The organism is Desulfobacterales bacterium (assembly GCA_034520365.1).
Lineage (GTDB): Bacteria > Desulfobacterota > Desulfobacteria > Desulfobacterales > Desulfosalsimonadaceae > M55B175.
Window position 1 is genome coordinate 914,739 of sequence record JAXHNP010000007.1, and the last position, 18,373, is coordinate 933,111.

Consider the following 18,373-nt stretch of genomic DNA (forward strand, 5'->3'; position numbering starts at 1 on the left):
GGGCCTGACGTTCTGAGCTTAAAGATTATCATCAATAAACGGAAAGGGGGAAGCTATGACGGAACCGAAAGTCCCCGGTCACATCGCTTACGAGCTTGACAGCCGGGCGGAAACCATGCCGGCGGATTTCAATGTGGTCACCTTTGAAAACGGCGATTTTCCGGAGGAGCCGCTGACCTATCAGGATATCGTCCGCCGGGGTCGCATCCTTGCCCGGGAGTTAAAGAAAAACGGCATCGGCATGGGGGATGCGTTTGCGCTGCTCATGCGCAACCACCCTGAATTTATTTATTCCATGTATGCCGCATCCATTCTCGGGGCGATTATGGTGCCCATTGATCCGCGGACCAAGGGCGAGCGGCTGAAATATGTGCTGTCCGACTCGGGCAGCAAGGGGGTTATATTTACCAGTGAATTCATGGAGACGGCCAGGCCGGTGCTTTCGGAACTGCCTGAGGTCAAAACCATCGGGGTGGCCTACAAGGACGGCATGAATGTGCCGGTGAGCAATGATTTTCCCTCCCTGAATGATATCCTGGCCGGCCCGGAAGTGGGCCTCCCGGACAACCCCAATGAGGATCCGGACAAGCCCTTTGAGGTCATTTATACCTCCGGCACCACCGGGGATCCCAAGGGCGTGGTGGTCAAGGGCTCGCGGATGAGCCAGTTCGCCCAGGTGGGTCTCTTTGTCTGGCAGTACACGGAAAATGACCGGCTCTACACGGGGCTCTCGCTGACCCACGGCAACGCCCAGGCGGTGACCCTGGTGCCCTCCCTGATTTTAAACATCCCCTGCGTGATCAGCCGTAAATTTACCAAGAGCCGTATCTGGGATATCTGCCGGCACTATAACTGCACCACATTTTCCCTTTTGGGCGGTATGATGATGGGGATCTACAGTGAACCGCCGCGGCCGGATGATGCGGACAACCCCGTCCGGGTGGTCTTAAGTGCCGGCACGCCGGTGGCCATCTGGGATGCCTTTGAAAAGCGGTTCAATGTGTGGATTCATGAATGGTACGGCGCGGTCGAAGGCGGATTCGCCCACAAGCCGCCGGGTGTGGGTCCTATCGGGTCTTTTGGCAAGCCGCTTGAGGGGCTGATGGAGATGAAGGTGGTGCGAGAAGACGGCAGCGAATGCGAGCCGTTTGAAACCGGGGAGATCGTTTTCCGGCTGATCGGCCAGAAAACCGAAGTCCAGTACCTGGGCAAAAAGGAGGCCTCGGAGGAAAAGACCCGCGGCGGGTGGCTCCATACCGGGGATATGGGACATATGGATGAGGCTGGCTGGTTTTTCTTTGACTACCGCGCCGGCGGCGGCCTCAGAAGATCCGGGGATTTTATCCAGCCCCAGACCGTGGAGGCCTCCATTGCCGGTAATCCGGATGTGAGCGATGTCTGCGTCTATGGCGTGCCCGCGGCCTCCGGGTCACCCGGGGAAAGTGACATTGTGGCCGCTGTGGTGCCCATGCCGGACAGTTCAATCGATCCGGCATCGGTTTTTCAGAACTGTGTGGAAAATTTGGAGCGCAATGCCGTACCGTCCTACCTCCAGGTGGTCGATGAAATTCCGAAATCCGGATCCGAGAAGAACCTGGATCGGCTGCTGAAGGACGATTTCAGCAAAGAGGCGGACAACGTATATGCATTCTCGGACTATAAGGACCGGGTCAACGCATAAAACTTGATAGGAGTGAGTCTGATGAAAAAATATGTCGAAGACCTCGATTTCCGAGGCGAAGAGTATGTGAATGAGTGGACGCCCTGGTCGCCCCAGGACATCCGCCGGAAAAAGGGGGCGCTGGAGGCGGCCCGGCTGATGCTAAATTCTGCGCTTACCGCCCCGTTGGCCGGCGGCGTGCCCCAGATTGAGGCCCATATCGTCTATGGCCAGGAGGAGCTGGAAACCGTGGCCCGAAAAGTCGAGGAGATTGCCCATCAGAAAGAGCAGTGGCGGGAACCGTTTCTCTATGAGGCGGTCATGGTCCGGGACTCGGATGTGATTTTGTTTATCGGAAACACCCGCTGTCATGAGACCCCGCTGGATGCGGGCTGCGGCCTTTGCGGGGGCGGGCTTGACTGCAGCTACTTCTATGACCAGAAAACCCAGCGCAATGGCCTGGTGGATATCACGGACCGCTCCTCTGAAAAGGAGATTGACGGGCCGCTTTGCACGGCCCGGGTTAATGACCTGGGGTATGCGGTGGGCAGCGCCCTGTGGACAGCACATACCCTGATGGTGGATGCCCGCCCCTTTGCCAGCCTCGGTATGGCCGGCATGCAGCTGGGATACTGCCGCAACTCGGGCATGGTGGTCGGCGTACCGATGGCGGTGAAATCCAAGAATCCCTATGTGGATGTCAACGTGGACTACCATCTCATCAACATGGACAAGGTTTTGGACAACACGCGCAAAATTTATCAGACCGCCCGGATCATCCGGGGCTTTGATTACCGCAAGTGGGTGCCCAAACCCCGGAAATCGGATGAGGAGGATGAATAATGGGCCATTTAATGGGAAAACAATTCTGTCAGGAGCATGTTTTGGAGCTGGCCAAGAACATTGCGCTGGCCGTGCACAAGGCGCCGCAGATCACCGGAAAGACCGAAGTGGATGCGGAAATCATCTGGGGTGAGGACCTGGAGCCCATCATTGAGGTCATGGGCCCGGTGGCCCAGCTCATGCGGTATGTGCAGTGGGATTATGAGACCATCAAGAACTGCTATGAAAAAGGGGAGAACCCGGTCATCGTGGCCGTCGGGGCCAAAACCGCGCGCTCCAATCTCATGTGGGACTGCGGCGCGTGCGGGTTTAACACGTGCAAGGAGTTCAATAAATACGCCAAGGAAAACCGCGGCGGCGGGCAGCTGGGCGGGCCTACCTGCAACTGGAAGGCCCTGGATTTTTCGATTGCCTGTGACTGGGCCTGCGCATCCGCCTGGCAGTATCGGATTGACAACCGGATCATGGGCTCTGTCGGGTTTGCCTTAAACGCCCTGGGGTTTATGCCGCATATGGATGTGAAGCTCGGGCTGGCACTGGGGCCGCCGCGGGATATGGTCTACTACAGCCGCGAAGAGATGCACAAGACCATGAACTATGAGATGGACAAGCAGGATATGCTAAACTGCCTGCCCAATATGTTTACCGCGTTTCCCGGCGGGGGCACACCCATGTATAAGACCAAGGATGAATGGTGGGCGCCGCCGGAATTCATGGGCATGGCCTACTCACCCGAGGCCATGGAGGCGATGCAGCAGGTGCTGTTTGAGCAGGTGCCGGAAATCGTTGTGAAGCATGCCGACAAGATTGAGGCCCGATACAAGGACAAGGAAAAATAGGGGGGTATATGAACTACCTGGACCTGGATATTAATTTATCCCGCGAAGACATCATGTTGAAACAAAACGCCCATGAATTCGCGAAAAAGGTGATGCGGCCGGTGGCCAAGGAGTTGGACGAGATGACCCCGGAGCAGGTGATTGCCAAGGATTCGCCATTCTGGGATTTTATGAAAAAGGCATACAGCCTGGGCTATCATTCTATTCTAATCCCGGATGTCTACGGGGGGATGGGGCTCACCTCCCTGCAGCAGGCGATCGTCTATGAGGAGCTGGCCTGGGGCAGCGTGGGGCTCACCGTGGCGCTGGGGGTGGCGAGTTTCCACGCGTTCGGCGCCTCTATGGTGCCGGAGGAAACTATGATCGACGAAATCCTGGTGCCGTTCTGTGAGTGCGATGATGCAAGCATCATCGGCTGCTGGGGCATCACCGAGCCGGACCACGGGTCAGACACCCTGGTGCCGTTCTACCCCTGTTTTTCGGATGAATGTATCCCTTCCCAGTGCGTGGCCACGCCGGACGGGGATGACTATATCATCAGCGGCCAGAAGTCCGCCTGGGTCTCCTGCGGCACCATTTCAACCCATTGCGCCCTTTTCTGTCAGATCGACCCCTCCATGGGCCATGCCGGGGGCGGCATTTTCTGCATGCCCCTTGATCTGCCCGGAGTGAAAAGAGGGGCGCCTTTGAATAAAATGGGTCAGCGGGATTTGAACCAGGGAGAAATATTTTTTGACAACGTCCGGGTGCCGGGCAAGTACCTGATCGCCGGGCCGGAAGCCTATGAGGCGCTTGTTGAAATCGTGCTGTCCGCAACCACGGCGCTCATGGGGATTTTCGGCACGGGTGTCGCCCGGGCGGCATTTGATGAGGCCCTGGCCTATGCCAAGACCCGGGTTCAGGGCGGTAAGTACCTGATCGAATATCCCAACATCCAGGCCAAGCTTTTTGAGATGCTTCGCCAGGTGGAGACCAGCCGGGCCTTTACCCGGGCCGCGTTCGCCTATAACCAGAATACCACCACCCCGGCTGAGGAGTATTCCAATATCGCCAAAATCCACGGCACCGAGGCGGCCCTGAATGTGGCTCACGAGGCCATTCAGATCTTCGGCGGAAACGGCCTGACCAAGGAGTACCTGGTGGAAAAGCTCTACCGGGATGCCCGGGCCATGCTGATCGAAGACGGCTCCAACGACACGCTGGCCATTGCCGCAGGCCATAAAATTATAGCGACGTATCCGCGAAAGGATTGATTTAAGGAGGTATCTATGACCAATGTGTATATTGCCGGTCTCGGCATGATTCGGTTCAACAAGTATCCGGACAAAAACGTCCGGAGCATGGCCCATGAGGTAATCCAGGCCGCCATGGATGATGCGGCGCTGACCAAGAATGATCTTCAGGCGGCGTTTTTCTCCAACACCTTCTGGGGCATGTTTGACAACCAGCACTCCATTCGGGGCCAGGTGGTGCTGCGATCCATGGGGATCGGCGAGATCCCGGTGACCAATGTGGAAAACGCCTGCGCGGGCGCATCCACGGCGCTGCATCTGGCCTATACCGGCATCCGGGCCGGGATGTATGATGTGGCCCTGGTGGTGGGCTCGGAGAAAATCACCCATCCGGATAAGATGAAATCGCTTTCCGCCTATGCCACGTGCATGGATGTGGAAAAATTCGAAGATCAGCTCAAGCTCATGGAAAAGGCCAATGCCCAATTCCAGGTGGAGATTCCGGAAGGCCAGACCCCGCCGGGCGAGGGACGGAGTATCTTCATGGATGCCTATGCCATGGGGGCAAGATGGCATATGAACCGCTTCGGCTCTACCCAGAAGGAGCTGGCCACCATTTGCGCCAAGAACCATTTCCACGGCTCGCTTAACCCCATGTCCCAGTATCAGCAGGATATGAGTGTGGACGAAGTGATGGCGGACAAGCCCATCGCCTACCCCCTGACCCGTTCCATGTGCGCGCCCGTGGGCGACGGCGCGGCCGCGGCGATCGTCTGCTCCGAGGATTTCTTAAAAAAGATGAAGAATCCGCGGCCGGTTAAAATCCGGGCCTCGGTGCACGGCTCAGGCACGGACCGGGATTTTGACGGCGAGGACATCGGCGAGCGTCTGGCCAAACAGGCCTATGATATGGGGAGCGTGGGCCCGGATGATATCGATATCGCGGAGCTCCATGATGCCACCGCCTACGGCGAACTCCACCAGACCGAGGCCATGGGCTTCTGCCCCATGGGCGAGGGTGGCCCCTATGCGGAAACCGGGGCCACCAAGCTGGGCGGTAAAAAGCCCATCAACACCAGCGGCGGCCTGGAATGCCGGGGCCATCCCATCGGCGCCTCGGGCCTGGCCCAGATTTACGAGCTGGGGCTTCAGCTTCGGGGCGAGGCGGGCAAACGCCAGGCAGAGGATGTCAAGCTTGGGCTCGCGGAAAACGGCGGCGGCAATATCGGCTTGGAAGAGGCGGCCATGTGTATTCATATTCTGGAAAAAGTGTAGCGTTTCCGACTCTAAATCAGGAGCCTGATTCATGGATCAAAAATGCATTCTGATAACCGGGGCGGCCTCGGGCATCGGCCGGGAGACGGCCGTGTTGTTTGCCGGAAAAGGCTGGTATGTGGGGGCGTTTGATGTTGATGAGGCTGGTCTCAAGACCCTTGAAGCCGAAATCGGGCAGTCGAATTGTCATATCGGGCACATGGATGTGACCGATCCGGATAGCGTGAGCGCGGGCATTGACGCTTTTGCCGGAAAAACCGGCGGGCGGCTGGATGTGCTGGTCAACAATGCGGGCATCCTGAAATTCGGTCGATTTGAAGATGTGGATCTTGGAATCAGCCATAAGATTGTGGATGTAAACCTGAAGGGCTGTCTCTCTTGCATTTATTATGCCATGAAATACCTAAAAGAAACGCCCGGGTCCCGGATCATCAATCTGTCGTCGGCTTCGGCTATCTACGGGATACCGGAGCTTGCCGTATATTCGGCCACCAAGCATGCCTTGTCCGCGATGACTGAGGCACTGGCGATCGAATTTTCCGGCCGCGGCATCAGGGTCTCTGATATCCAGCCCCCCTATGTGAAGACCCCGATGCTGGCCGATTCGGAGCACGTATACAGTATCAAGAAGATGGGGGTCCGGGTGCAGCCGGTGCAGGTGGCCCGCACCGTCTGGAAGGCCGTCCATAAAGACAGGCTTCACTGGCTGATGGGTTCAGGCAAACTGCTTAAATTCCTTTGCTGGATCATGCCGTTCGGTAAGGGGGCGATTGTTAAAATGCTGACCATGGGGCCTGAAGGCAAAAAGCCGGAAATTGTGTAAGCATTAAAATTATTCGCAAAGTCAAACGACAAAAATTGCTTTGACACCACAGCCAGGATGGGGCAATGAATATTCTACCTAAATTGAGCGTTTCAGATTTTTAACAGCGCCAAGTTTGTATTTGACCGGCGGGACATCCGGGAGTCCATGGATGATATTTTTGACCGCGCGATCAGTGAAAGCGGCCCGGAAAAGGGGCGCCGGATTACCGGTTTCCCTTAAGGCGCAGGGTAAGTAACCGCATTGAAAGTGCCGAAGACGCCCTATTACGGCTGGTATATTGCCGTCGTGGCTGTTTTGGCCAATTTTATGGCGGTTGGCTCCGGATTCTATGCGTTAAATGCGTTTCTCGAGCCGGTCAGCCAGATGCGGGCTTGGAGCCGGACGGATATCAATTTGGCGGTCACTTTGGGCACTTTCTGCGGATTTGTCGGCCAGTTCGTTTACGGTACCCTTGTGGCACGGATCGGCCCCCGGGTTTTGATGAGCTTAGGTGCCCTGGGGGCCGGCGTATCGTTTATTTTCCTCTTCCGAATGTCCAGTCTCTGGCAGTTCCATCTTTTCTATATATTTCTTTTTGTTTTCAATGGCGCTTACGGCGGTATTGTGGCCAATACCGCCGTAAGCAACTGGTTTGTGGCCCAGCGCGGCAAAGCCCTCGGTCTGACCACCGCGGGAATCTCCCTGTCCGGGGCGGTGCTGCCATTTTTGGCCATGGTGCTGATTCTTGAACATGGGGTGGAAACCGCCGCGCTGATCATTGGCCTGGCCATGCTATGCATCAGCCCGATAGCCTGGCTGGTGGTTCGGGACTGGCCGGAAAAATACGGGATGGCCCCGGATGGTGCCGGGCCCCCGGGAGCACCGCTTGCGCCGACAGTTTCCGGCCGCGGCGATGGGGCTGCCGGATATGATTTGACCGGCCGCGCCGAAATAGACAAGTGGCCGCTTTCCGCGCTGATCCGGACGGATACGTTCTGGAAGATCGGCATGGCCTATGGCATGATGATGATCGGGGTGGTCGGGGTGATGTCGCAGTTAAAGCCGCGGTTTTCGGATATCGGCTTTGATTCCGGGGATGCCATGGCCATGATGGCGGTAACCGCCCTGATCGGGGCGGCGGGTAAATATTGGTGGGGCTCGCTTTGCGACCGGTTTGCCGCCACCCGGGTCGCCGCGGTGATGGCTGGGACCACCGCCGTCGGTCTTTTTTTCGGCCTCTGCGCACCGAACATATGGACGCTGACCATTTTTATCGTGGTCTTCGGCTTTTCCATGGGCGGCGTGCTTTCCACCTTTCCGATTATCGTGGCCGAACGGTTCGGCCGCCAAGCCTTTCCCCGCGTGTTCCGGTTCCTCTACATGTTCCTGGTCCTTCAGATGACGGGCTACCTGATCTCCGGGTTGAGCTATGATCTGACCGGCACCTATGATGCGGCTTATGGGCTATACATAGGGCTATACGCCATCGCCTGCCTGCTGATGTTTCGTGTAAAATAAATTGCCTCAGGCCAGTTTCTTTCCGGCGCCGGGGCCGGGGGCCAGGCCGTAAATCTCTTCGATCTTTAAGATCACCGCGCCCTTGGATTTTAGCGGAAATCCGGCCTTGTTCCCCATTTCCTCGACCCATTTGGCGGTTTCCTCATAACGCTTGCCGGATGTTTCAATGGTGATGGAACCTTTTAACTGGTAGCCTTCATGGCCTTCCCAGAAGGATACGGCTACCCGGGGGTTGGATTTCATGTTGGCCAGGGTCTTGTTAAGGAACTGGTCAGATATCAGGATCGTCTCATCATCAATGATTTTTTTTGCCCCCACCGGCACGGCATTGGGTTCGCCGTCCGGCGTTGCGGTCGCTACGACTGCGGCAGGCACTTTTTCGAACAACTCCTTCATGCGATCGGTCATTTTGGCCATAACAGTTATCCTCCTTTAGGTTTTCGGTTACTGGAAAATTTTGAGCATATGTCTGAAATTTTAAGATTACCAGTCTTAATTTAATCTTTCCACGCTGATTTTCAACCCTCATTTCCTTGCCCACGGCTAATTTGTTCTAACCGCAAAATCCATACCCCCGGTCCTGTTAACGCTAAGGTTGGGATTCGTTTTCTTCGCTATCGGGATCGCTATCGGGATCGAAATCGGGATCGAAATCGGGATCGAAATCGCTATCGGGATCGAAATCGATGCTGTAGACTTCCTGATCCTCTCGAACTTGGTATCCTCTTCCGCCGAGACGGCTGAGCATCGCGGCCATACGGTCGAGTTCATCCTTGCGGTTCCGGCTTTCCATCTTGTCCAGTGCCTTGCCGACAACCAGCACATCTTGAATCGCCGCGCACTCAAGCGCGGAGCCACGAGCGATTTCGAAATAACGCCTTCGGTCGGCTTCCGCGGTCTTGCCATTACCTTCGGCGATATTGAGCGGTATCGACTGGCTGGCCCGAAGCCATTGATCCCGGGCGGGCCGATGGACTCCGTTCAGGCTGTCGGCCTTCTCGTAAACCCATGCAACGTAGCCTATTGAAAGACGATAGACGTCCAGTTTTTCGTGTTCAAGGGTCATATTTTTTTCGATCCCGATCCCGATAGCGATTTCGATTTGGATACAGAACAAATTAGCCCTGTTTCCTTGCCCCTCGCATATTGACAGGCTACGCGGATAATGCCATATAGATGTGTCTATGTTTCTGTCCGTCAACTTTGAGGAAAATGGGATATGATTATTCGAAAAACCGGTGCCATTACGCCGGAGCTGCATGTGCTGGGTTCCATTGATTTGCCCGCCTTTTTACTCGATGCCAAACGGCCTGCCATTATTGACGCCGGCATGAGCCTGATGGGCAAAAAGTATATCCGGGAGGCCCGGGAACTGCTGGACGGTCAGGGGCCTGGGTATTTATTTTTAACCCATGTCCACTATGATCATTGCGGGGCCGCCTCTGTTCTTAAACAGGCCTTCCCGGAGATTAAGATCTGCTGCTCAGCCGAGGGCGCCGGGGTACTTGAGCGGCCCCGGGCCATTGAGACTATCAAGGCGTTAAATCGGTCGGCGGCCGAATATTTTGCAGAGATGGGCGAAGAAATCCCCGATACTGCCGGATTTAAGCTGTTTGCCGTGGATCACACCCTTGCGGACGGCGAGACGGTTGAACTGGGGCCGGATTTGAGCCTTTGCGCCATTGCCACACCCGGTCATACCCGGGATTCCATGAGTTTTTACGTGCCTGAGAAGAAAATGCTTTTCACCGGCGAAGCCTTGGGCATCATGGATCAGAGTGGCTATATTTTCTCGGAATGGCTCTCGGATTATAACCAGTATTTTACGTCCATGAAAAAACTCACAAACCTGGATGTCGATATCCTCTGCCTCGGCCACGGCCATGTGTTCACCGGCAAAGATGCGGCGGATTATATGACGCGCGCCATTGAATACGGGACCTGGTTCCGGGAATTGATCGAAGAGACGCTTGAAGAAACCCGGGGCGATACGGAGGCGGCCAAGCAGCGCATTAAACAAAAAGAGTATGACCCGGTGCCTGAGCCCAAACAGCCGGAGTTTGCGTATATGTTGAATCTGGAGGCAAAAATCCGGGCGGTGCAGAATATATCCTCAATTTAGGGATAAATGTCTGATCCGTTCCGAAACCGGGCGCCCGGTTTCGGGATGCAGGCCTTGAATCTTATAAAACCAGCGATTGACATTTCTCCGGGGCTCTGATATCTATCATCCAGTCATTTTTTGGTCCAACCACAATATCATGTGTCTTAAATATATTTGACACACAATTTAGTCTGGTATAATATCAATTAATGCCCGCCAAAAGAAGCCCGGCATCCGGGACTCGGGTGCCTGACCTGATAATCGTTTCAACCGGAATACGGCTGAGATTTTTTAATGGGCAGACGAAAAGTTTTTTCCCATCTCCAGGTTCTGCAGGACCACCTGTTTCTGATTATCAAGGAAACCGGATCTTATACCTATCACAGCTTCAATGTCACGCGCGCCACGATTCCGCTGATAAAAACCCTGGCCAGCGATGATCTGCTCACGGTCGAGGAACTGGATAAAGCCCTGGACCAGCTTTTCGACTCGCTTTACCTCCACCCCCTGACCCGCCACAGCCGCTCCGTGACCAGCTACATGCGGCGCACCAATATTATTCCGAATGAGAAGACCACGGAGAAACTGATCCGCTATGTGGTGGATCAGATCACCCTGCGCAGCCCCATCGAGGTGCCGGAGGTCGTGGTCCAGGAATTCTGGTCGTTTTTTGACGAGCTTTTCAGCGAGCCGGAGTTGAGGGGGCTGGTTGAGTTGAACCTGGATGTGGTCCGCATTGTGCTGAGGTGTTATCAGCCGCTTCTGGTTGAGATCGTCAATCTTTTGAAAGATACCAAACGTAAGAACAAGGCGTTTTTTAAGGATATCGGGGAAAGGGTCCGGATCGTTCGGAGCGACTTAAAGATTATTCGACGCCAGGTGCGCGCCATTCGCTATATCAAGCCGTTTTTTCAGACGGATCCCAAAGATTTTGCCGCCCAGGCGGAGATTATCGCCAAAATGGTCCGCGAGTTCGGGCCGTTTTTTATCAAGATGGCCCAGGTGGCCGCGGCAAATGCCGATTTTCTGCCGGATGAGATTTCCAGGGAGCTCATGGTGTTTCAGGAGGATGTCGCGCCCATGACCGCGGCAGAAGTTTACGCCGCGTTCGAGGAGTGCTACGGCAAAAAACCCCATGAATGTTATTTTGATTTTGATGTGGCCGCGCCGATCAAGTCCGGCTCCATCGGTTCGGTCTATCTGGCCAAAAAACCGGTGGTGGAAAACGGCCAGGAGTTTTTAAAGCCGGTTGTCGTAAAGATCGCCAGAAAAGGGCTGGACCGGGAATTTCTGCTGGGTAAAACCGTCTTGAGCATTGCGATTATCAGCACCCACTACTGGGCGCCCCATTCAAAGCTGGCCCCGTTTTTAGAAGCCATGCAGCAGCAGTCCGAAGAGTTTGCCAAGGGGTTTCAGCAGGAGCTTGATTTCGAGCGGGAGGCGGACAACCAGCAGCGGTTTGCGGAGCGCAGCCGCAATTCCATGTTCTGGAATGTACCGGAGATATTTTCCTGCACCAAGCGCATCATTGAAATGGAGTATATTGAAAGCGCGGGCAGCATCAATCAGGTCATCAATGCGGTGCCGGAAAAGCATCGGCCCAAACTGGCGCGGCAGACCGCGTCCCGCTTTTTGTATACCCTGTTGTATCATGTGTTTGTCTATCAGGAGTTCCACGGCGACCTGCATCCGGGAAATGTTTTGATCAATACCCAGGGGCAGATGTTTTTTATCGACTGGGGCAACTGCGTGGATCTGCATGGCAAATGGAAACCTTTGTGGGATTATGTCTCCGGCGCTGTGTTTGCGGATGTGGAGCTTCTGGCCACCGCCTTGATCAATATCAGCTCTGATCCGGAGCGCAACCAGCGGCGCAAATCCGAGATCAAGTGCATTCTGTCCCAGACCCTTAAGAAAAAAAACGTCAATCCCCTGACCCCCCGGAATTTCTTGTTTCAGCTGCATGCCGAAGGGGCGGAGGGAATGCACCGGCGGCTGCAGGTGGTGCTGCACCTGATGTCCAACACCCAGCACCTGGGCCTGGTGGTTAAAAACGAATACCTGCATCTTTCCCGGTCCATGGCGGCGCTGGCCGGCACCTATCTCCATCTGTACAGCGGGCTGCCGCGGATGATCCTTTTATTTGATTTTATGAAAACCGTGGCCAAGTTTCCGGCCGCCCTGATGGTGGATCGGATGGTGGATAAGCGAACTGCCAACTACCTGCGGCTGTTCCAGAAATTAAACGCCCTGCCCATGTTCAGAAAAGCCGCGCCCCGCCATCTGATCGACGGCTCCACCTACCTGCCGAACTAGCCCGCGCTTGAAAAACACCGGCACTTCCTGATATGGACTTGCACATTAATATAACTTAAAAATCAATGCCATTAACTTAAAGTGCCATTTATCTCCTTCTCCCTCTGGGAGAAGGGCGGGATGAGGGTAAAAATGGATTTAGGTTGACGGTATTGACCTATAAAAATCTAAGGCGGCATATACGACCCATGAATTTTTGTTCCAACTGCGGCCGGGCCTTATCCATAAAGATTCCGGCAGGGGATGACCGAAGCCGCTATGTGTGCGAATCCTGCGGCATGGTTCACTATCAGAACCCCAAAATGGTAGTGGGCTGCATTCCGGAATCCGGCCGCCGTATTCTGCTCTGCAAGCGGGCGATCGAGCCGCGCCTGGGCAAATGGACGATTCCGGCGGGCTATCTTGAAAACGGGGAAACGGTCATGGCGGGGGCGCGGCGGGAGTCGTTTGAAGAGGCGTATGCCCGGTTCAGGGACCTGACCCCCTACCGGCTGTTTAATATCCGGCATGTAAACCAGATGTATTTGATTTTTCGCGGTGAATTGGCGGATGATGATTTTTCTGCCGGCGAGGAGAGTCTGGCTGTGGATCTTTTTTCCGAGTCCGAGATCCCCTGGGATGAGCTGGCCTTTAAAGTGATTTCCGTGACGCTTGCGGATTATTTCAATGACCGGAAGCAGGGGGCGTTGCCATTTCAGGTTGGGGATATCCTGCCGGAGTATGACGGTGACACCGGGGCCCACCGGGTCTGGTGATGGAGACAGGCGAGGGAGTCAGTGGATGACGACAGCACTATCCGAGCGGTTTTTTGAAAAAGGCCGGGCGTTTTTAGGCGTCCAATATCCGTTTATCTGCGGGGCCATGACATGGGTGAGCGATCCAAAACTGGTCGCCGCGGTGGCCAATGCCGGGGGGTTCGCCTGTCTGGCCGGTGGAAACGCCCCGGTTGAGGCGCTGAAGGCACAGATCACGGAGACCCGGCAGTTGACGGACAAACCCTTTGGGGTGAACCTGATCCCCCTGGCGCCCGTATATCCGGACCACCTGGCCCTGGTCCGGGAGATGGCATGCCCCTATGTGGTTTATGCGGGCCTGCCCCGCAGAAAGGATCTGGCCGCGGTTCAGGAGGCGGGCGCGAAGACCATGTGTTTTGCCGCCACCCAAGCCACCGGTAAGCGCATGCTTGATAACGGGGCCGATGCCCTGATCATAGAAGGCATGGAAGCCGGCGGCCATGTGGGCCAGGTGAGCCTTGCCATCCTGATCCAGGAGGTATTGTTTCAGGACCCGCCGGTTCCCGTTTTTGCGGGCGGCGGCATTGCAACCGGCCGGATGTGCGCGCACATGTTTTTAATGGGCGCGGCCGGCGTTCAGTTCGGCACCCGGTTTGCCGTATCCGAGGAAAGCGCCGCCCACCCGAAGCTAAAGGAAGCCTATGTCAAAGCCAAGGCCCGGGATGCGGTGGCCACGCCGCAGGTGGACAAGCGCCTGCCGGTGATTCCGGTGCGGGCGGTCCGCAACAAGGCTACCGAGGATTTCAGCCGGCTTCAAATGGAGCTTTTGGATGAACTGGCGCAGGGCAGCATTTCCCGGACCCAGGCCCAGCATAAACTTGAGGGCTTCTGGGAAAACCGGCTGCGCAATGCGGTGGTGGACGGCGATGTGTCCCATGGATCATTGATGGCCGGCCAATCCGTGGGGCTGGTAAGCGGCATCCTGCCGGTAAAAGAGATTATCGATACGCTGGTTTCAGATACCGAAGCTGAGTTGAGAGAAGTGCAACAGAAACTGATGACAGCCGAAGACGCCTGAAAACCGCATACGGACATGTCTTTTGCCGCATAACCGGTTATTTGACCAATGCCGGCTGCATGCGCCTTTCCAGGGTTTTTCGCTGTTTTTCAAACGCCTGTGACGAATCCTGGGGCGACAAGGGCGGGAGCATATCGCCATATCGAATAATAACTCTGGAAAAGGGTTTGGGGATGAAAAAACGGTCCCAACTGTTAAATATCCACTTGGATTCTGCTTCCGCATAGACAGGGACCAGCATTGCGTCCGCATCCGATGCAATTTGAATAGCGCCGCGCTTGACAATTCCCGCCGGTCCTTTGGGGCCGTCTAAGATATGGGCGGCAAGTCCCGTTTGCTTCAGCCGTTCGATAATACCGGAGAGCGCCATCGCGCCGTCCTTTGATGAGGACCCCCGTACCGTGTGCCAGCCCGACAGGTTTGCCACAGTGGCAATTAATTGACCGTCTGCACTCTGGCTGATCATCAGGCTGGGATGGTAGATCTGGAGCGTCTGAAAATGCCGGATAAAGGAAAAAAACTGCTGGTGCCAGGCACAAATCAATACTTTTCCCCCGTTTTCCAGATGATCGCGCCATGATTTTTCATTGATCACGCTCAGCCTGAAGGTTTTTGCATAAAGGCGGATGAGGCGGTATAGGAATCGTCCGAATATTTTTGATTTCAAAATTTTTTTGGTATTGATTCGCATTATATCGCCATTTGTTTTCAAGTTCTTGAAATAATTACTTATATATTTTTTGACCGTTTTCGTCAAGCGTTAAGAATACTTGAGTCTGGCGGTACCGGCTACTCGGTTTTCGGCTGTTCCATCTCTATTGCCGCCTTGAGCCTGCCGTGCTGGTCTATGATTTCGATGCGTTTAAAATTGGTTTTCGGCATTTTGAGCATCATGCAGGGGCTGGTGATCACCTGGGTCACCATGGCATCCGGATCCGGTATCATCCATTTAAGCACTACCGTGACGGTTTTACCGGAAATATGCGCGTGCCCGCTCACGTATTCGAGAGCGTAGCCGCCGGTGGGCTGCCGCCCCATGTGAACGAAAAGAATGCCGTAATTTTTAAAATCAAAGTTTTCCGTCCATTCCGGAGCGCTGCCTCCGATCTGACGGCGATCCATCCGGTCAAAAACCCTCGTAAGCCGGGCTCTGTCCGCAATCCACAAAGCAGTCGACATTGCCGCCGTGTTTTCGCAGTGCGTGCGTTCATGCATGACCTGTATATCTATGGATTTAAAATCCTGCGGCGTTTCGGCATGGGTGCAGCCGAACAGACCGATCCACAGAAGGCATATGAAGCTGGCTGCAAAAGACCGATTCATTGTTTCACCTTTTTAAGCGCCCTGTTATTGCTGCGGCTGAGCGGGACGACCAGCCCGGAATTTTCTGCTTCCGGGATTTTTACATTGAATTCCGTGACAAAATCAAGTCCGGACCGGTCGCTGTCAAGATCTAATATCGTGGGCTGGTCTGTAGACAGATACGCGCCGATGGCCTCTCCGGCATCACCGATATTGAAATCATTGTCCGAATCCGTGCCCGCGTATATTCGGTATTTACCGGGTTCGACCCCGGTAAATTGATACTTGTACCGGCTGTCCGCGCCTGCCACGGATACCTGGTCCACGGTTTCATCGCTCTGACTGTCCACCAGCAGCACATAATGAAATCCTGCATCCGGTGCCAGAGTGGTGCTGCTGATTCGAAGGCTCACCGGGACCTCCACGGTGTTTTCCGAAGACGCAAAGGTTATCACGGCATTATAGGCCCCGTCTGACAGGCGCTCGCGGTCAGCGGTAACGGTATAGGTGCCCAGGCCGTTTTCATCGGTTTCCGCTGCGGATACGGTAAGCCACTGCGCGTCTGCCGTGACCTGGGTAATGGACAAATCTCCGGGGCCCATGCGGGCGGCGGCAAGCGTAGTGGATGAGAGGCTGCTGCCCAGGCTGATAGAGCCGGGACTGATATTTAGTACCGTGGGTGCCGAGTCGTCCCGGGCGGCACGGACCGCCAGGCTGGCATCGATTAACCCGTAGCCGTAACGGTCATCCCGGCCGGCCGGCCCGAGATCCCGGACAATCGCCCCGCTCTGGAGAAAGGCGTCCAGATCATCGGGGGTAAGATCCGGGCGCACCGATTTCATGAGGGCGGCCACACCGGCCATATGCGGGGCAGCCATGGAGGTGCCCTGGAAAAACGTATAGACGTTCTGGATTTTTCCGTCGGAATCGTCCCCGCCCGTGCTGAGTACGCCGTCCACATACCCGTCGCCGTTTAGATCGCCGGAAAAATCCCCGCCCGGGGCAGCCACATCAATGCTTGGGCCGAAATTGGAATAGGGCGCCGGATTGGCATTAATATCCACGGCGCTGACTGAAATGACCCCGTCATATGCGGCCGGATACGAGGGCGCGTTCTCCGCTGAGTTGCCGGCTGCGGCGACAATTATCACCCCGGCCGCCCGGGCCTGGGCAAGGACATCCTGCTCGGTCTGGGAGAAACTCCTGCCCCCGAGGCTTAAGTTGATAATATCCGCCGGTTCATCCGGGGTTGTGCCGGAATCGTTTTCAAGGCCGGCCGCATACCGGACCCCCTGCAGGATATCATAGGTGGTGCCGGAATCGCCTTTGCCGAGGGTGCGGATGGCCATAATCCGGCAATTCCAAGCGACACCCGCCACGCCGGTGTCGTTGTCCGTGGCTGCCGCCACGGTGCCGGCCACATGCGTGCCGTGAAAGGAGCTGCTTCCCTGAGTGTCGTCTCCCGTGTCATTCGGGTCGCTGTCAATACCATCCCCATCCATGGCCCGGTCGGGATCGCTGATAAAATCATAGCTGTCCGCTGTGATTTTGCCGGCGAGATCCGGATGGTCAACGATCACGCCCGTATCGATGACCGCGACTTTAACATTTTGTCTGCCCCGGGTTATTTCCCACGCGTCCGGCAGATTGATCAGAGGGTAATGCCATTGAAGCGGATAATATTCATCATTTGGGCTCTGGAGCGCCTGGTGGATATAGTTCGGGCAGGCAGCCGCGATATCCGAACGGCTGCGCAGGGTTTTGATTTTATATAGGGTCTCTAATTTTTCCCGCGTGCGGGCATTCATGGATGCGCCCGGCAAAAGCAAGCTTTGGGAATTCAGCCCGGCGGATTGGGACTGAATGGTTTGATCGCCAATATTATCGGCGGAAATGGCAAACAGCTGCGCCCGTCCGGGTCCGCCGGCGAGATGCCGCATGCCTGGGGCAGGGATTGCATTGGCGGTACCTGCGGCGATTGGCTGGGACTTACTCGATTTGACGATCACCTCGCCGGGCACGAAATTCTGGCTGAGGCGAAGGCTGGATCGGTTTTGGCTGTTTTGTGCCTGCCCGATGGTGAGTGTGTAATTGGAGGCGCCGAGTTCGGTGATGACCTGGATCAGGTAGGTGCCGGCATCCGGTGCGCTAAGGGACTCGGTGCGGGCGAATCGATCGATGGCGGAGTCGATCAATTCAAGGCTTGCCGCATCATAGAGGTACAGATCCAGGTCGGCATCCAGGATCGGGGCGGCGATATTTAGCACAATCCGCTCCCCGGCCAGCAGCTCCGCCCGGAATACGTCATTAATATCGCCCCGGTCAAACGAGCGGCCCTCTTGCCCGGTCTGCGGCTGGTTGACATAGCCGCCCAGGGTGACCGGGGTCGGGACTGTCTGGGCCTGTTCTGCACTGTCATTTGGCGTATAAGCGGCTTTGGGATCATTGACATCGCTGTCAATGGCTGTGTTGGAGGCTGCGGTGATGGTGCCGGATAAGGTGTATTTAGTGACGGTCGGCGGGGTGGTGTCCGCCTCATCCCCGTCGCTCCCGGAATCACAGCCAAAGCCGAAAAAAATAATTAATCCCGTCATCAGAAGGAAAAAGAGCAGACGCCGCAAAGGATAAGGGGGTTTTGCTTCAGGGCAGCCGCTCTTGGGGATATTC

General features: G+C 55.7%; 16 protein-coding genes. 11 read left to right on the plus strand and 5 right to left on the minus strand.

Annotated elements, in window-relative coordinates:
- Positions 1 to 55 precede the first annotated feature (55 nt).
- From U5L07_18220 to U5L07_18250, 7 genes are all read left to right on the plus strand, one after another.
- On the plus strand, positions 56 to 1,681 hold the full coding sequence (locus U5L07_18220) for an AMP-binding protein (GenBank protein MDZ7833686.1): 1,626 nt from the start codon (positions 56 to 58) through the stop codon (positions 1,679 to 1,681).
- A 21-nt stretch (positions 1,682 to 1,702) separates the two neighbouring features.
- The gene (locus U5L07_18225; GenBank protein ID MDZ7833687.1) at positions 1,703 to 2,503 is read left to right on the plus strand and encodes a DUF2148 domain-containing protein; all 801 of its coding nucleotides are present in this window, start codon (positions 1,703 to 1,705) and stop codon (positions 2,501 to 2,503) included.
- Positions 2,503 to 3,342: a DUF2148 domain-containing protein gene (locus U5L07_18230; protein MDZ7833688.1), complete on the plus strand. Its 840-nt coding sequence runs from the start codon at positions 2,503 to 2,505 to the stop codon at positions 3,340 to 3,342. Before U5L07_18225 ends, U5L07_18230 begins: the two co-directional genes overlap by 1 nt.
- An 8-nt stretch (positions 3,343 to 3,350) precedes the next feature.
- Positions 3,351 to 4,595, plus strand: a complete 1,245-nt coding sequence (locus U5L07_18235) for an acyl-CoA dehydrogenase family protein (protein MDZ7833689.1) — start codon at positions 3,351 to 3,353, stop codon at positions 4,593 to 4,595.
- 15 nt (positions 4,596 to 4,610) lie between these two features.
- Positions 4,611 to 5,849 (plus strand): thiolase family protein, encoded by a 1,239-nt coding sequence (locus U5L07_18240; protein ID MDZ7833690.1) that lies wholly within the window; start codon positions 4,611 to 4,613, stop codon positions 5,847 to 5,849.
- Positions 5,850 to 5,880: 31 nt separating this feature from the next.
- Positions 5,881 to 6,672, plus strand: a complete 792-nt coding sequence (locus U5L07_18245) for an SDR family oxidoreductase (GenBank protein MDZ7833691.1) — start codon at positions 5,881 to 5,883, stop codon at positions 6,670 to 6,672.
- Between the two features lie 249 nt (positions 6,673 to 6,921).
- Complete coding sequence (locus U5L07_18250; GenBank protein MDZ7833692.1) at positions 6,922 to 8,172, plus strand: MFS transporter; 1,251 nt, start codon at positions 6,922 to 6,924, stop codon at positions 8,170 to 8,172.
- Between the two features lie 6 nt (positions 8,173 to 8,178).
- Here U5L07_18250 and U5L07_18255 read toward each other — a convergent pair whose 3' ends face one another.
- Positions 8,179 to 8,589: a pyridoxamine 5'-phosphate oxidase family protein gene (locus U5L07_18255; protein ID MDZ7833693.1), complete on the minus strand. Its 411-nt coding sequence runs from the start codon at positions 8,587 to 8,589 to the stop codon at positions 8,179 to 8,181.
- 172 nt (positions 8,590 to 8,761) lie between these two features.
- Entirely contained in the window at positions 8,762 to 9,289 is a 528-nt protein-coding gene (locus U5L07_18260) for a four helix bundle protein (GenBank protein ID MDZ7833694.1), read from the minus strand.
- Between the two features lie 102 nt (positions 9,290 to 9,391).
- On the opposite strand from U5L07_18260, the gene U5L07_18265 reads away from it, so the two are divergent.
- The 4 genes from U5L07_18265 (at position 9,392) to U5L07_18280 (ending at position 14,404) form a co-directional block, all read left to right on the plus strand.
- Positions 9,392 to 10,294, plus strand: a complete 903-nt coding sequence (locus U5L07_18265) for an MBL fold metallo-hydrolase (protein ID MDZ7833695.1) — start codon at positions 9,392 to 9,394, stop codon at positions 10,292 to 10,294.
- Between the two features lie 276 nt (positions 10,295 to 10,570).
- Positions 10,571 to 12,592, plus strand: a complete 2,022-nt coding sequence (locus U5L07_18270) for an AarF/UbiB family protein (protein MDZ7833696.1) — start codon at positions 10,571 to 10,573, stop codon at positions 12,590 to 12,592.
- 188 nt (positions 12,593 to 12,780) lie between these two features.
- The gene (locus U5L07_18275) at positions 12,781 to 13,347 is read left to right on the plus strand and encodes an NUDIX hydrolase (GenBank protein MDZ7833697.1); all 567 of its coding nucleotides are present in this window, start codon (positions 12,781 to 12,783) and stop codon (positions 13,345 to 13,347) included.
- 25 nt (positions 13,348 to 13,372) lie between these two features.
- Positions 13,373 to 14,404, plus strand: a complete 1,032-nt coding sequence (locus U5L07_18280; protein MDZ7833698.1) for a nitronate monooxygenase family protein — start codon at positions 13,373 to 13,375, stop codon at positions 14,402 to 14,404.
- Between the two features lie 37 nt (positions 14,405 to 14,441).
- Here the strand turns inward: U5L07_18280 and U5L07_18285 are convergent, their stop codons facing one another.
- From U5L07_18285 to U5L07_18295, 3 genes are all read right to left on the minus strand, one after another.
- A complete protein-coding gene (locus U5L07_18285) occupies positions 14,442 to 15,095 on the minus strand; it encodes a lysophospholipid acyltransferase family protein (protein MDZ7833699.1) in 654 nt (217 codons plus the stop codon).
- 98 nt (positions 15,096 to 15,193) lie between these two features.
- Entirely contained in the window at positions 15,194 to 15,727 is a 534-nt protein-coding gene (locus tag U5L07_18290; GenBank protein MDZ7833700.1) for a protease complex subunit PrcB family protein, read from the minus strand.
- Complete coding sequence (locus U5L07_18295; protein MDZ7833701.1) at positions 15,724 to 18,300, minus strand: S8 family serine peptidase; 2,577 nt, start codon at positions 18,298 to 18,300, stop codon at positions 15,724 to 15,726. The genes U5L07_18290 and U5L07_18295 overlap by 4 nt, the downstream gene beginning before the upstream one ends.
- Positions 18,301 to 18,373: the final 73 nt, after the last annotated feature.

Coding starts and splice junctions, on each gene's coding strand:
- U5L07_18275 (MDZ7833697.1), top strand. CDS start 12,781: ATGAATTTTTGTTCCAACTGCGGCCGGGCCTTATCCATAAAGATTCCG.
- U5L07_18270 (MDZ7833696.1), top strand. CDS start 10,571: ATGGGCAGACGAAAAGTTTTTTCCCATCTCCAGGTTCTGCAGGACCAC.
- U5L07_18290 (MDZ7833700.1), bottom strand. CDS start 15,727: ATGAATCGGTCTTTTGCAGCCAGCTTCATATGCCTTCTGTGGATCGGT.
- U5L07_18245 (MDZ7833691.1), top strand. CDS start 5,881: ATGGATCAAAAATGCATTCTGATAACCGGGGCGGCCTCGGGCATCGGC.
- U5L07_18225 (MDZ7833687.1), top strand. CDS start 1,703: ATGAAAAAATATGTCGAAGACCTCGATTTCCGAGGCGAAGAGTATGTG.
- U5L07_18280 (MDZ7833698.1), top strand. CDS start 13,373: ATGACGACAGCACTATCCGAGCGGTTTTTTGAAAAAGGCCGGGCGTTT.
- U5L07_18235 (MDZ7833689.1), top strand. CDS start 3,351: ATGAACTACCTGGACCTGGATATTAATTTATCCCGCGAAGACATCATG.
- U5L07_18255 (MDZ7833693.1), bottom strand. CDS start 8,589: ATGGCCAAAATGACCGATCGCATGAAGGAGTTGTTCGAAAAAGTGCCT.
- U5L07_18220 (MDZ7833686.1), top strand. CDS start 56: ATGACGGAACCGAAAGTCCCCGGTCACATCGCTTACGAGCTTGACAGC.
- U5L07_18230 (MDZ7833688.1), top strand. CDS start 2,503: ATGGGCCATTTAATGGGAAAACAATTCTGTCAGGAGCATGTTTTGGAG.
- U5L07_18240 (MDZ7833690.1), top strand. CDS start 4,611: ATGACCAATGTGTATATTGCCGGTCTCGGCATGATTCGGTTCAACAAG.
- U5L07_18295 (MDZ7833701.1), bottom strand. CDS start 18,300: ATGACGGGATTAATTATTTTTTTCGGCTTTGGCTGTGATTCCGGGAGC.
- U5L07_18285 (MDZ7833699.1), bottom strand. CDS start 15,095: ATGCGAATCAATACCAAAAAAATTTTGAAATCAAAAATATTCGGACGA.
- U5L07_18265 (MDZ7833695.1), top strand. CDS start 9,392: ATGATTATTCGAAAAACCGGTGCCATTACGCCGGAGCTGCATGTGCTG.